Below are 13,534 nucleotides of genomic sequence, written 5' to 3'. Positions count from 1 at the left end.
GGAAAGCGGCTCCTGTGGTCGAGTCAGTCGAGGGTGAGCAGGTCGGCGACCCGTACCGGGGCGCCGGTGTCGAAGGACCGGTTGGCGGCCAGGCCGGTGAGCAGGGCCAGGGCGCCGTCGCGGGCGCTGGCGGCGCGGTGCAGCGGATCGGGTACGCCGCCGAACAGCACCTGGGTCATCCGGGCGTCGGCCCCGCCGTGCCCGTGGCGGGTGTACCCGTCGACCTCGATGCGTCGTGGCGGTGACCAGAAGGGACGCAGGGTCAGCGTGGCGGCGCCGCCCTCCTCGGCGGCCTGGTCACCGTGCAGCGCGGCGCCCTTGAGCGCGCCCGCCGCGGCCGGGCTGACGAACTCGCTCTCGGTGACCTCCAGTTCGAGGCGGCCACGGCTGCCGTTGACCATCACCCGGTAGCCCTCCCAGGGCGCGTACGCGGTGAGGTGGTAGGTCATCGTGGCCCCGCTGGAGTAGGTGACCAGCACCGCCATGTCGTCCTCGATGCTGACCCCCGGGGCGAAGACGTTGCGGTCCCGGTGGTAGCCGTCCTCGGCCTCGGCGTCGAGGTACAGCTCGCGCAGCCGGGGATGCTCGGCCAGCCGCAATGCGAACGGGTCGTCGTCGGCGGCCGGGCAGCCGTGCGCCCGGTCGTAGTCGCGGGCGTAGCCGTGCCGCCGACCGGTGTCGCCGTAGAAGAACAGTCTGCCGGCGGCGTACACCTGCACGGGTGTGGCGTCCAACCACCAGTTGACCAGGTCGAAGTGGTGGCTGGCCTTGTGCACCATGAGACCGCCGGAGTTGGCCTTGTCGCGGTGCCAGCGGCGGAAGTAGTCGGCGCCGTGGCGTACGTCGAGCAGCCACTCGAAGTGCACCGACCCGATCTCGCCGACCGCGCCCTCGGCCAGCAGCCGGCGCAGTTGCTCGTGCAGCGGGTTGTAGCGGTAGTTGAAGGCCACCGTCACCCGCCGCCCGGTACGCCGGGTCGCGTCGAGGATGCGCTGGCAGCGCGGTGCGTCGGTGGTCATCGGTTTCTCGGTGACCACGTCGCAGCCGGCCTCCAGGGCGGCCACCACGTACGCGTCGTGGGTGACGTCCACCGAGGTCACCAGCACCACGTCGACGTGCTCCTTGACCAGCATCGCGGCGAAGTCGTCCGCGTGGTACGTCGGCACCGGCCGGTGGCCCAGCTCGCCGAGCCACCGGTTGTGGGCGTCCATCCGCGCCTGGTTGACGTCGGCGAAGGCGACCAGTTCGGCGGTGTCGGCGTGGTCGCGCACCAGCGCCCGGACGAACATCTCGGCGCGGGCGCCGGTGCCGACCACGGCGTGCCGTGCCCGTCTGCCAGGTTGCGGTGACACCTAGCGATCCTCCTCGATCTCTCTGCAAACCTTTGCACCGAAGTAACCACGGTCGATTGGCTCGCGTCAACGACGGTTCAAAAATCGGCGGCTTTTGCCCCATTTGGAGGGCATACCTGTGCATGGTGAGCGGCCCGCCGAAACACAGCTGTAATCATCCACCGTTGACACTGGAGCAACCGTTTGCATTAATTGGCGGCACCCGTGACCGCCGACACATCGACGAAGGGGGCCTGGATGCCAGTCACCATCAGGGACGTCGCTCGGGCCTCCGGCGTGCACATCTCCACCGTCTCCCGCACCTTCTCGGCACCCCACCTGGTGAATCCGGAGACCAGGGTGCGCGTGCTCGCGTGCGCCGAGGACCTGGGCTACCGGCCCAACCGCGCCGCTCGCGCGCTGATCACCGGCCGTACCCACAACATCGGGCTGATCATCGCCGACATCGCCAACCCCTTCTTCCCGCCACTGATCAAGGCGGCGGAGAGCCAGGCCCGCCACCGCGATTACCACGTTTTCGTGGCCGACACCAACGAGGACGCCGCGGCCGAGGAGGAGCTGGTCCACGCGTTGGCCAAGCAGGTCGACGGTGTGCTGCTGTGCAGCCCACGGATGAGCAACAGCTTGATCGAGCAGCTCAGCCGGGAGGTGCCACTGGTGGTGGTGAACCGGCAGTTGGCCGGGCTGCCGTGCGTGCTGATGGACGTCGGGCAGGGTGCCCGCACGGCCATCGAGCACCTCGTCGGGCTGGGCCACCGGGAGATCGCGCTGCTCGGCGGCCCACGTGGCTCATGGACCAGCCGGGAGATCCGGCGAGCGGCCAACGCCGCCGCCCGGACCGTCGGCGCGGACCTGACGGTCATCGGCCCCAACCCACCCACCGAGACCGGCGGTCTCGCCCAGGCGGAGCAGGTCCGCCGGGCCGGTGTCACCGCCGTGCTCGCCTACAACGACCTGATGGCGATCGGCCTCCTGGAGGGGCTCGACGCGATCGGGGTCCGGGTGCCGCAGGAGGTCAGCGTCGTCGGCGTCGACGACATCTCGCTGAGCCGACTCACCCGCCCCAAATTGACGACGGTGGCCACACCTACCGCGGCCGCCGGCCGGACGGCCGTCGACATGCTGCTGCAACAGGACACCGACGCGCCGCGCACCGCGCGGGGCGGCGGTGCCGGCGTTGCCGTCGGCGTCCGTCGCACCACCGCACAGGTAATGCTCCAGACCGAGCTGGTCATCCGCGACTCCACCGGGCCGGGCCCCTACGCCGACCCGGAACGTCCCGAAGCCGCTGCCGCTGGCCCGGGCCCGCATCGCCGTGCGGACCCGGGCAACCCGATCGTGGCCGCCGGTGACGTCGTCGCCTCCTAACGCCAAGGAGTGAGCGCACATGCACCCCGCAACACACCCCACCGACAGTGCGCCCGACGGGCGCATCTACCGTACCGCCCTGCTCCGCCGCCGGTTGGTGCGCGGCCTGCTCGCCGCGGTCGTCGCCCTGCCGCTGGTCGGCGCCGCGGCGGCCTGCGGAGACGACGCCGCGTCCGACGGGAAGACCAAGATCTCGATCTTCTGGTGGGGCGGCGAGGCCCGGGCCGGGCTCACCGAGCAGGCGTTGGAGCTGTACACCAAGAAGAACCCGGACGTCACCTTCGAGAAGACCTGGCAGGCCAACCAGGGCTACTTCGACAAGCTGGCCACCCTCACCGCCGGTGGCAACCCGCCGGACATCTTCCAGATCGACGACAACTTCCTCGCCGAGTACGCGGCCCGCAACACCACGCTGGACCTGAAGTCGTACCAGGACTCCGGCAAGCTCGACACCAGCAAGTTCCCGCCCAGCCTGCTCCAGTACGGCGTGGTCGACGGCAAACTCGCCGGCCTGGCCGCCGGGGAGAACACCCAGGGCCTGGTCTACAACAAGACCCTGCTGGAGAAGAACGGGCTGCCGGAGCCGACCACCGGGATGAGCTGGGAGGAGCACATCGCCTGGGCCGAGCAGGTCAGCAAGAAGACCGGTGTGCCCGGCACCCAGGACCCGAGCGCCGACTACAAGGCGTTCTGGGTCTGGCTGCGTCAGCAGGGCAAGGACCTCTACTCCGGCAATGACCTCGGCTTCACCGCCGAGGACGTGACCGCCTGGTTCGAGCTGTGGAAGGGGGCCCGCGACCGGGGCGCCACCCCGCCCCCCGACGTCATCCACGAGGGCAACGCCACCGACATCACCAAGCAGCTCGTGGTCACCGGCAAGTCGGCGACCTCCTGGGTGTGGGTCAACCAGATGCCGGAGCTGAAGAAGAACACCGCCGACGAGCTGGGCGTCATCGCCTACCCGGGCGACCCCAGCGGGCAGTGGGCCCGCGCCTCGATGTACTGGTCGGTCTTCCGGGGCAGCAAGAACGCCGACGTCGCGGTCGACGTGATCAACTTCCTGGCGAACGACCCGGAGGCGGTCGAGCTGCTCGGCACCGACCGTGGCCTGCCGTCCAACCTGGACCTTCGCAAGGTGATCAGCGATGGCACCACCGACGAGGCGATGCAGCAGTCCATCGAGGTGGAGAACAAGCTGGCCGAGACCTTCGGCGAGTCGCCCCAGGTGCCGATCAAGGGCCACAGCAAGGTCCGCGCCGAGCTGACCAAGGCCGCCGAGAACGCGCAGTTCGGCCGGGCGACGCCCGCCGAGGCCGCTGCCCAGTTCGTCGAGGCATGCAAGGCGGCAATCGCCTCCTGACCCGCCGCACCACCTCGGAGAGGAGCAGTTCGTGGCCCTGACCACGGCGCCCGACCCGACCCGACGCGGCACCGGATCCGTCCGGCCCGACGCCACCCGGCGTGGGACCGGACGGATCCGGCACGGGGAAGGTCTGGCCGGATACGTCTTCCTGTCGCCCTGGCTCATCGGCCTGATGGGCATCACGGCGATACCCATGCTGTTGTCGCTCTACCTCAGCTTCACCAACTACGACATCCTGACCCCCTGGTCGGAGGTGGAGTGGGTCGGGCTGGCCAACTACGAACGGATGTTCACCAACGATCCGTCGTGGTGGCACTCGGTAGGGGTGACACTCCGCTTCGCGCTGATCGCCGTACCGCTGAAACTGGCTGCGGCGCTCGGGGTGGCTCTCCTGCTCAACCGGGCCTGGCGTGGCGTGGGGCTGTTCCGTGGTCTGTTCTACCTGCCGTCGCTGCTGGGCGGCAGCGTGGCGCTGGCCATCGTCTGGGTCAACATGTTCAACCGGGAGGGCGCGTTCAACTCCTTCCTCAGCCTGGTCGGCATCCAGGGCAAGCCCTGGGTCAACGACCCGGACTGGGCCCTGGAGACGCTGATGGTGCTGGCCATCTGGCAGTTCGGCGCACCGATGGTGATCTTCCTGGCCGGGCTCAAGCAGGTGCCGACCGAGTTGTACGAGGCCGCCGCCGTCGACGGGGCCGGCAGGTTCCGGCAGTTCGTCAACGTGACCCTGCCGATGCTCTCGCCGGTGATCTTCTTCAACCTGGTGCTGGAGACCATCAACGGCTTCCAGGGTTTCACCGCCGCGTTCGTGCTCAGCAACGGCACCGGTGGCCCGGTCGACTCGACGCTGATGTACACGCTCAACCTCTACATCACCGGCTTCACCGACCTGGAGATGGGCTACGCCTCCGCGATGGCCTGGGTGTTCCTGATCGCCATCGCACTCATCACGGTGGTCTTCTTCAGCACCGGCCGGTTCTGGGTGCACTACTCCGACGGGGAGGAGCACTGATGGCGACGAGCACCATGCCCCCGCCCGTGGCGGCCGGTCGGCGACGGGCGCACAGCCGTTCCTGGCCGCGCCTGATCGTGCTGCTGGCGATCGTCGCGGTCGTGCTGTACCCGTTGATCTGGATGATCGGCACCTCCTTCAAGTCGCCGCAGGAGATCGTCAACAACATCGGCCTGCTGCCGCGCACCTTCACCCCCGGCAACTACACCGACGGGTGGGGCAACTTCGACGTCAGCTTCGCCCGTTTCTTCGCCAACAGCGCGATGGTCAGCCTGCTCACCGTGGTCGGCAACGGGGTGAGCTGCCTGCTGGCCGCGTACGCCTTCGCACGGTTGAGGTTCCGGCTGCGGGGGCTGTGGTTCGCCGTCATGATCGGCACCCTGCTGTTGCCGGGCCACGTGCTGATCGTGCCGCAGTACATCCTCTTCCGCACCCTCGGCCTGGTCGGCGGGGAGTGGCCGTACCTGCCACTGCTGATCCCGCAGTTCCTGGCCACGGAGGCGTTCTTCGTCTTCCTGATGGTCCAGTTCATGCGCGGCATCCCGCGCGAGTTGGACGAGGCGGCCCGGATCGACGGCGCGAACGCGTTCGGCATCTTCCGGCACGTGATCCTGCCGCTGAGCCGTCCCGCCCTGGTCACCACCGCGATCTTCTCGTTCATCTGGACCTGGAACGACTTCTTCCGGCAGCTGGTCTTCCTGTCCAACCTGAGCGACTACACGGTTCCGGTGGCGCTGACCCTGTTCATCGACTCGACCAGCCAGAGCGCGGTCGGGCCGATGTTCGCCATGGCGGTGCTGTCCCTGCTGCCGGTGTTCGTGTTCTTCGTGGCCTTCCAACGGATGCTCGTCGAGGGGATCAACACCAGTGGACTCAAGGGCTGACCGGAGCCGTGACTGGCGGGACACCGTCAGCGACGCCGCCGACCTGGCGTTGCTGGGCATCCTGACCGTGCTCGCCTCGGCACCGGTGCTCACCTCGGCTGCCGCCGTGGGCACCGCCAGCGCGGCCGTGCACGACTGGCTCAGCACCGGCAGTTGGCCGCCGGCCCGGCGTACGCTGTCGCGCTTCGGCCGGGCGCTGCTGCCCGGCGTACCGGTGGTCCTGATCGGGGTGGCCGCCGTCGCGCTGCTCGCCGCCGACCTGGCCGCGCTGGTCAGCGGCCGGGTCCCGGGCGGCCCGGTGGCGCTGGTGCTCACCGTCGTCGTCGCCGCGGCGCTGCTCGGCTACGCCGCCGCGATCGTGGTCGAGGTGGGGCGTACCGGCGGTGTCGGGTGGCGGTCGGCGACCGTCCGGGCCGCCCGTGCCTGCCTCGACCACCCCGCCACCTGCGCCGCGTTGGCCGGCACCAGCCTGGTCGCGCTGCTGGTGGGGGTGCTGGTCACCCCGGTCGCGGTGCCGATCCTCGCCGGGTACGCGCTGGCCGCCGTGCACGCCGTCGCCCGCCGCCGACCGCTCGCCGGGGTGGAGCTGTCATGACCGAGCCGAACCTGACGACCCCCGGCCCCAACGACGACGCCTCCGGCAGCGGTTCGGCGGCGCACCTGCTGGTCGGCGACACGCCGGTGGCCCGTTACGTGCTCGCCCCCGACCTGGGTGTCGAACACGGGCTGCGGCCCTACCTGCACCCGGTCCGTACGCTGGCCGGCACGGTGGTCACCGACGCCCTGCCCGCCGACCACGTCTGGCACCTCGGTGCCTCGTTGGCGGTGCAGGACGTCAACGGCACCAACCTCTGGGGTGGCCGGACCTACGTCCGGGACATCGGATACGTGTGGCGTGGCGACCACGGAAGGATCGACCACCTCGGGTGGGAGGAGCGTAGACCCGACCGGCTCGACCAGCGGCTGCGCTGGTGCGATCCGACCGGCGCGGTGCTGCTGACCGAACGCCGCACCCTCACCGCCTCGGCCGTGCCGGACCACCCGGCCGCCTGGCGACTCGACCTCGCGAGCACCCTCACCGCACCCACCGGGCAGGACATCGTGCTGGGCAGCCCGGCCACCAACGGCCGACCGGGCGGCGCTGGCTACGGGGGGTTCTTCTGGCGGGCGACGGCCGCCGAGCCACCGGAGGTGTTCGCCGGTGAGCTGGTCGGCGAGGAGGCGGTCAACGGCTGTGACCGACCGTGGGTGGCGCTGCGCGGGCGGGCCCCGACCGGTGCGGCGTACACCCTGGTCTTCAGCGGTCTGTCGCCCGGAGACCGGTGGTTCGTCCGCACCACCATGTACCCGGGGGTGTGCGTCGCCTACGCCTTCGAGCAGACCGTGACCATCCCGGCCGGCACCAGCCGACACGGGCACCACCGGGTGGTCGTGGTCGACGGTCGCCTCGACCCGGACGCCGCCGCCGGGCTGGTTGCCCGGGACGGCTGAGAGCGCGGCGGCGGCTTGCCGGCCGGTGGCCGCACGGGCGAGGGTCAACCGGCGCCGAGGCAGACGAACGCCGCCGCGGTCGCCCGTGCGATGTCGTCGCCGACCGCGACGAACGCCTGCTGGGCGTCGGCGAGCGCCTGCGCCGGCCGGACCCCGGCCCGCATCCGTCGGTGCAGGTCCACCATGAGGGCGGTGGTGGGTTCGGCCGGCACCGGTAGCACGGTGGCGATCAGGCACCGGGTGCCCAGCCCCAGCAGCACCGCGGCGAAACCCATGATCTCGTCACCCGGGCGGACTCCGTGCAGCCCGGACTCGCACGCGGAGAGCACCACGCAGGCGGGCGGATGGGTGAGCCGTTCCCACTCGTACGCGAACAGCGGCCCGTCCGCGAGGTCCAGGGTGGAGAACTGGGGGTTGTCCGCGCGGAACGCGCCGTGCGCCGCGATGTGCACCATCGCGGACCGGTTCATCGCCGAGGTCAGCGCGGCGACGGTGGCATCCGCCCCGGTCAGCGTGCGGGCCTCCGGCACCACCTGGCCGAGTCGCTCGACCTCGGCCTGACCGGCCGGTAGCCGTGGGCCGCTGGCCAGCACCGGCGTACCGGCGGCGCACGACTCGCGCTGGTCGGCGTCGAGCCAGACGGTGGCCGACGGAGCGACGGTGACGGACCGGCCGGCGCAGGTGGCCAACCCGGCCCAGGCGACCGAGTGCAGCGGGCCGACCGGCACGATCACCAACGACCGGTCGGCCAGCAGCCGCCGGATCGGGTCGAAGAGCTGGCTGTCGAGCGCCGCGGCGGCGTGGTCGGCGCCCGCCCGTGCGGCGGTCGAGTCCCCGCTGACGATCAGACGGCGCAGCCCGAACCGGTGCCAGCGCGCCAGCTGGGTCGCCCGGCCGAGCGGACCCAGGTCGTGCAGGCTGGCGCGGCCGTCGCGCAGCAGCACCGCCCGCAACCGGTCGCCGTGGGCCACCAACTCGACCAGGACGCGGGAGCCGAGCCGTTCGGCCAGGCGTCGGACGCTCGGCGGTGTCACCACCTGCGCGTCGCCGGGCACCCGCCGGGCCAGGTCCCGGATGCGTTGTTCGAGCCGGGTCTGCCGCTCGCGCAGACTGCGTACCGTCCGCCCGGTCAGCACCGCCTCCTCCAGCAGGCCGCTGACCAGTCGGAGTTCGGCGAGGGCAGCGACCAGGTCGGGATCACTGGGGGGAAGCGCCGGGCGCATTCGTAGCCCGTTGGCACGCCACCGTTCCGCCCAGGCCAGCACCCGGGCCGGCGCGCCGGCCCGGATCGCGATGTCCAGTCCCTCGGCGGCCAGTTCCTGTCCGTACATGCCGCTGTGGGCGCGTAGCTCGGTGGCGCCCAGCGAGGTGCGGTGTCGGTCGAGCACGGCCAGCCCGCGCGCCAGTGCGCGGGCCGCGCCGGCCTCGTCACCGGCGAGCCGACGAGACAACGCCAGGGCGTACCACCCTCGGGCGCGGCGCGGGGCGGTGCCGCGACCACGACTGCGGGCGGCCTGGTCGAACAGCGCCATCGCGGGTCCGCTCCGGCCCAGTTCCGTCGCCAGCTGGCCGGCCTCGACGCGGGTGGTGAGGGCGGGATCCGGCCAGCCGGTGGCGTCGAGCTGATCGGCGGTACGCACCATCGCCCGCAGCAGCGCGGCCGACCGGGTGCCCCGGCGGAACTCGGCGCGCAGCTCGACGTGTCGGGCGAAGGCCGCCCAGGTGTGTCGGCCCTGGCGACGGAACCGGGTGCGGGCCGCCGCCGCGGAGTCGGTGGCGGTCTCCAGGTCACCGGCGAGCAGCGCGGCCCGAGCCTGGGCCAGCAGCGCCTCGGCGAGGTCGGAGGCCATGCCCCGACTGCGCAACTCGTGGATCGCGGCGGCGGCGACCTGCACCGCCTCGTCGACCAGCGGCACCGACAGCAGCAGCTCGAAACGGTCGAGCAGCAGCGCCGGCCGGGGCACGGCCAGTCGCTGGTACTCCTCGCCGACGGCGGCGAAACAGCGCAGCGCGCCCGCGATGTCACCGCGCAGCCCGGCGGCGATCCCGCCGTTCCACCGCGCGTCGGCCGCCGCCAGGTCGAGGCCGAGACCGTAGAACATCGTCGCGGCCCGGGACAGGTCGTCGGTGTCGGCGGCGGTGCCCCGGTGGGCGTTGAGCAGTCCACGGTTGTTGCGGGCCCGTGCCTCCAGCAGCCGGTCCCCCTCACGTTGGGCGATGTCGATGGCGTGGCCGTACTCGCGGACCGCGTCGTCGTACAGCCCTCGGTAGTGCAGCACCACTCCGCGCTGCATCCGGGCGCGGCCGGCGTCCGCGCCGCTCAGCTCGGGTAGCGCGGCGGTCACCTCACGCAGCGCGGCAGCGGTGCGCCCGGCGTTGGCCAGCACGTAGCCGAGGCTCATCCGGGCCAGCGCCTCGGTGCGGGCGGAGCCGGCGCTGCGGACCGCCCGACGCAGGTGACGTAGCGCACCGGGCAGGTCGTTGAGTTCCCGCAGGGCCAGGCCGATGGCCCGCTCGGCGGTGGCGCGCTCGTCGCGATCGGCGTCAGTCGTGGCGAGTACCCGGGTGGCGATCGTGATCGCCTCGGAGGGACAGCGTTGGACGAGGTCGAGCGCCGCCTGGGCGGCTCCGGCACCGCCACCGGCGCGGTCAGGCATAGCTGAGAGAATTCAGCATCCACATTCGAGCGTCAAATGTCGGGTGACGGCGCGCGGCGGAGCGGAACAGGACGCCCTCTCCATTGACTTATGACTATCGATTGGAAGAATCGGTGAGAAGGTTCGCGAGACATCCGCCGCGCCGGTCACCGGTGAGCGTGCCCCCTTCCGCGCAGTTGGAGGATCCGTGCGTCCTGACCAGGCCATCCCGACCGGTCGACCGTCCCGTCGGCAACTGCTCGCGGCGTCCGCCCTGGCCGCGGCGGCGTTGCCGTTCGGCGCGGGACTGCGTCCGACACCCGCCCGCGCCAAGGACAACGACGCTGACGACGCCGCCTATCAGCGTGCCTTCGAGGAGACGCTGAAGGCCGACTGTGATGTGCGGCAGTACCTCGCCGACGGCCGGAACATCCTCTACCGGCCGCGTCAACTGCTCACCGCCACCGACGACGTCCAGCGGGTCGTGGCCTGGCTTAAGGCCGGTGGTCACCCGGTGGCGATCGAGGACCGCTTCGCGGGCGTCACCCGGTTGCGTTTCCCCGCCGAGGTCGACGTGCCCTCGATCGTGACGAGGCTCCGCGACCCACGACAGTGGCCCGGGCAACCGGTGCCTCGGGTCCAACCCCACCACGTGCTGCTCGGCCTGGGCAACATCATGGGCAACCCGGGGTCGCCGCCCCGGGTCGCCCCCGCGCTCGCGCCGCCCGACCCCAAACGGCTCGACGAGGGAGCGGGGGTGACCGTCGGCATCTGCGACACCGGCATCTGGCGTGACGCCGGTGTCTGCCATCCGTCCTGGCTCGGCGGTTCGTACCTGCCCGAGCCGGACGACGAGGATCCGCTCTACCTGCACGCCGACGTGCTCGCGCTACAGGGTGGCCACGGCACGTTCGTCGCCGGGGTGGTGCGGCAGGCGGCACCGGGCGTACGCGTCGACCCGGAAGCGGCGCTGGCACCGACCGGCATCGGTGACGAGGCCATGCTGGTGGCCGCCCTCGAGCGGCTGGTGCCCGAGGTGTCGGTGGTGAACCTCTCGCTGGGCGGCTTCACCCTCGACGACCAGCCCCCGTTGCCGTTGGCCAACGCCGTGGCCGCGCTGCCGAAGGGCACCGTGGTGGTGGCGGCGGCGGGTAACGCCGGCATCGACCGACCACTCTGGCCGGCCGCGCTGGACCAGGTCGTCGCGGTGGCCGCGGCCGTGTCGGGCCCGACCGGCCCGGCACCGGCGGACTACAGCGGATTCGGTCCGTGGGTGAACGCCTGTGCCTTCGGTCTACGGGACAGCACCTACGTCACGGGCCAGCTGCCGCTGCCCGGTCGACCGACCCAGGTGTTCCAGGGCTTCGCCAGGTGGGCCGGGACCTCGTTCGCGACGGCCCACGTCTCCGGTCGACTCGCCGCCCTGATGACCGCCGGTGGTCTCAGCGCCGACGAGGCCCGCTCGGCGTTGCTGGCGGCACCATCCTGGCATCCCGGATACGGTGTGTTCGTCGAATGATCTCTCCGGGGAGCGTCGTGGGGGCGGAGCAGAGTGCCGCGGCTCTGGTGGCCGCCGCAGCCGACGGTGACGAGTCGGCCTGGAACGAGCTGGTACGCCGGTACACCCCACTGGTCTACGCGGTGATCCGTGGGCATGACCTCGGCGGGGTCGACGCGGCGGACGTCAACCAGACGGTCTGGCTGCGCCTGGTGGAGCATCTCGACCGGGTACGCGAACCGGCCGCGTTGGCCGGCTGGCTGACCGTCACCACCCGACGCGAGTGCTACCGGATGTCCCGCCTCGGACGACGGACCCAACCCGTCGACCCGGCCGGCGGCACCTTCGAGGCGTACCACGGCAGTTCACCGTCGGCGGAGGAGGACCTGCTGCTCGCCGAGCGGCGGCAGGCCCTGCGCGAGGGCTTCGCCCAGCTTCCACCGCACTGCCAACAGGTGCTCTCGATGCTGACGGGCGATCCGCCGCTGAGCTACCGGGAGGCCGCCGAACGGTTGGGCGTACCGGTCGGCAGCATCGGTCCGACCCAGGCACGTTGCCTGCGTCGGCTGCGCGCCTGTGCGGCGCTCGCCCCGTTCCTCGACCGGCAACCCGGCGCGACGAAGGGAGGTGACCGCGATGGAGCAGTGGCCGCCGGTCGATGACGTCGCGTTCGCCGCGGAACTGCGCGCGGCCCTCGCGGTCGTCGGCGAGGTGCCCGAGGAACACGTCCGGGCCGCTCAGGCGGCCTTCGCCTGGCGTACGGTGGACGCCGAGCTGACCCTCGCCGAGCTGGTCTTCGACTCCGCCGGTGAGCTGGGCGCGGCCCTGCCCACCCGATCGGCCGGTTCGGCGCGGAACCTGTCCTTCCGTGGCGGTCCGATCGTCATGGAGATCGAGGTCGGTGGCACGGGAATCGTCGGCCAGCTCTGCCCGGCCGACGGTGGCCGAGTCAGTGCCCGGACCGCGACCGGCACCTACGAGGAGACCTCGATCGACGAGGTGGGTCTCTTCTCGCTCGGCCCGCCGCCACCCGGTCCGGTCCGACTGCACGCCTGCTCGGGCGGGTTCACCGTGGTGACCGACTGGATCTGCCTGCGCTGATGCGGCAGGACATCCGTCCGGCAGCTGCGACGGGACTCCGTCCGCAGTTGTGGCCGGGGTCCGCCCGGCAGTTTCGACGGGGGTCCGTCCGACAGCCCCGCCGCTGCCGGACGAACCCCCGTCCCTCCAGAGCACCGGCTCGCCACGCGAGCCGGTGCGGGTCTAGTGATCCGTCGACGTGATCAGGTATTGCACACCGCCCAGATAGGCCCGCTCGGCGCTGCTGCTGTTGTTCGGGCCCAACTGGACCACGGCGAGGCACAACTCCCCGTCGCTGGCCGCTTCGGCGGAGAACCGCAGCGAGAACTGCGTCCGCTCGCCGGGCTTCAGCATGATCTCGCCCAGGCTGGCCCAGGTCGTCTCGACGATCTCCACCCGGGTACGGCCGACCAGCCGGACCCCGGTGCCGACCGCACCGCCGGCACGCCAGCGCTCGAGCAACTCCGGACCGAGGTCGACGAGCACCCGGCCACCGATGGCTCGCAGCGACTCGTTCGCCACGAAGATCACCTCGTGGCGCGACGGCACGGTGAGGGAGTTGCCGATGGCGAAGGGTCGTACTACCGGACCGGCACCCGCAGTGAGGCGTACCGAGTCGACGGTGCGCCACGCGATGTTGGTGTTCCGGGTGTTGGTGCTGATCTCCGGATCTGCGGCGGTCATCGGGTCGACGCTCGACACCCCGGGGGCGAGCAGCCGGAGGTGACCTGGCCCAGGGGACACCGGGATGGTGCGGTCGCCGCCGGGCGCGCCCGCCCCCGCGGGCAGCCCGCGACCCCGCACCCAACCCGGGGAACCACCCCCCCAGGCCCCCCGCACACCCCCCGCG

12 protein-coding genes are annotated in these 13,534 nt (G+C 71.7%); 9 read left to right on the top strand and 3 right to left on the bottom strand.

The genetic code is table 11. The features are described 5' to 3' along the window. Positions 1 to 23 precede the first annotated feature (23 nt). Positions 24 to 1,352, bottom strand: a complete 1,329-nt coding sequence (locus ACLQ2S_RS13050) for a Gfo/Idh/MocA family protein (protein WP_309223545.1) — start codon at positions 1,350 to 1,352, stop codon at positions 24 to 26. A gap of 237 nt (positions 1,353 to 1,589) precedes the next feature. Here ACLQ2S_RS13050 and ACLQ2S_RS13045 point away from each other — a divergent pair, with 237 nt between their 5' ends. From ACLQ2S_RS13045 to ACLQ2S_RS13020, 6 genes are read left to right on the top strand one after another with little or no spacing between them, the layout of a single operon-like run. Beyond that, a complete protein-coding gene (locus tag ACLQ2S_RS13045; RefSeq protein WP_155220151.1) occupies positions 1,590 to 2,720 on the top strand; it encodes a LacI family DNA-binding transcriptional regulator in 1,131 nt (376 codons plus the stop codon). 19 nt (positions 2,721 to 2,739) lie between these two features. Next, a complete protein-coding gene (locus ACLQ2S_RS13040) occupies positions 2,740 to 4,080 on the top strand; it encodes an ABC transporter substrate-binding protein (RefSeq protein WP_155220153.1) in 1,341 nt (446 codons plus the stop codon). 31 nt (positions 4,081 to 4,111) lie between these two features. Continuing rightward, positions 4,112 to 5,095 (top strand): carbohydrate ABC transporter permease, encoded by a 984-nt coding sequence (locus tag ACLQ2S_RS13035; protein WP_309223546.1) that lies wholly within the window; start codon positions 4,112 to 4,114, stop codon positions 5,093 to 5,095. Between the two features lie 14 nt (positions 5,096 to 5,109). Then, positions 5,110 to 5,979, top strand: a complete 870-nt coding sequence (locus ACLQ2S_RS13030; protein WP_375335358.1) for a carbohydrate ABC transporter permease — start codon at positions 5,110 to 5,112, stop codon at positions 5,977 to 5,979. Beyond that, a complete protein-coding gene (locus ACLQ2S_RS13025) occupies positions 5,963 to 6,574 on the top strand; it encodes a hypothetical protein (protein WP_425701752.1) in 612 nt (203 codons plus the stop codon). The genes ACLQ2S_RS13030 and ACLQ2S_RS13025 overlap by 17 nt, the downstream gene beginning before the upstream one ends. Next, on the top strand, positions 6,571 to 7,470 hold the full coding sequence (locus ACLQ2S_RS13020) for a PmoA family protein (protein ID WP_425701751.1): 900 nt from the start codon (positions 6,571 to 6,573) through the stop codon (positions 7,468 to 7,470). The genes ACLQ2S_RS13025 and ACLQ2S_RS13020 overlap by 4 nt, the downstream gene beginning before the upstream one ends. 44 nt (positions 7,471 to 7,514) lie before the next feature. Here the strand turns inward: ACLQ2S_RS13020 and ACLQ2S_RS13015 are convergent, their stop codons facing one another. Then, positions 7,515 to 10,127 carry a CHAT domain-containing protein gene (locus ACLQ2S_RS13015; protein WP_155220159.1) on the bottom strand — a complete coding sequence of 871 codons (2,613 nt, stop codon included), beginning with the start codon at positions 10,125 to 10,127 and terminating at the stop codon, positions 7,515 to 7,517. 187 nt (positions 10,128 to 10,314) lie between these two features. Here ACLQ2S_RS13015 and ACLQ2S_RS13010 point away from each other — a divergent pair, with 187 nt between their 5' ends. The 3 genes from ACLQ2S_RS13010 to ACLQ2S_RS13000 are packed head-to-tail and all read left to right on the top strand — an operon-like array spanning position 10,315 to position 12,705. Continuing rightward, positions 10,315 to 11,625 (top strand): S8 family peptidase, encoded by a 1,311-nt coding sequence (locus ACLQ2S_RS13010; RefSeq protein ID WP_309223548.1) that lies wholly within the window; start codon positions 10,315 to 10,317, stop codon positions 11,623 to 11,625. A gap of 17 nt (positions 11,626 to 11,642) precedes the next feature. Next, a complete protein-coding gene (locus ACLQ2S_RS13005; RefSeq protein ID WP_309223549.1) occupies positions 11,643 to 12,266 on the top strand; it encodes an RNA polymerase sigma factor in 624 nt (207 codons plus the stop codon). Next, on the top strand, positions 12,241 to 12,705 hold the full coding sequence (locus ACLQ2S_RS13000; protein WP_155220163.1) for a hypothetical protein: 465 nt from the start codon (positions 12,241 to 12,243) through the stop codon (positions 12,703 to 12,705). Before ACLQ2S_RS13005 ends, ACLQ2S_RS13000 begins: the two co-directional genes overlap by 26 nt. Before the next feature lie 162 nt (positions 12,706 to 12,867). Here the strand turns inward: ACLQ2S_RS13000 and ACLQ2S_RS12995 are convergent. Beyond that, the coding region (locus tag ACLQ2S_RS12995) for a hypothetical protein (RefSeq protein WP_425701750.1) at positions 12,868 to 13,534 on the bottom strand (667 nt) is incomplete at its 5' end.

Origin of the sequence: Micromonospora sp. DT48, assembly GCF_049844495.1 — a bacterium.
GTDB lineage: Bacteria > Actinomycetota > Actinomycetes > Mycobacteriales > Micromonosporaceae > Micromonospora.
This window is presented reverse-complemented; position numbering and strand designations above follow the sequence as displayed.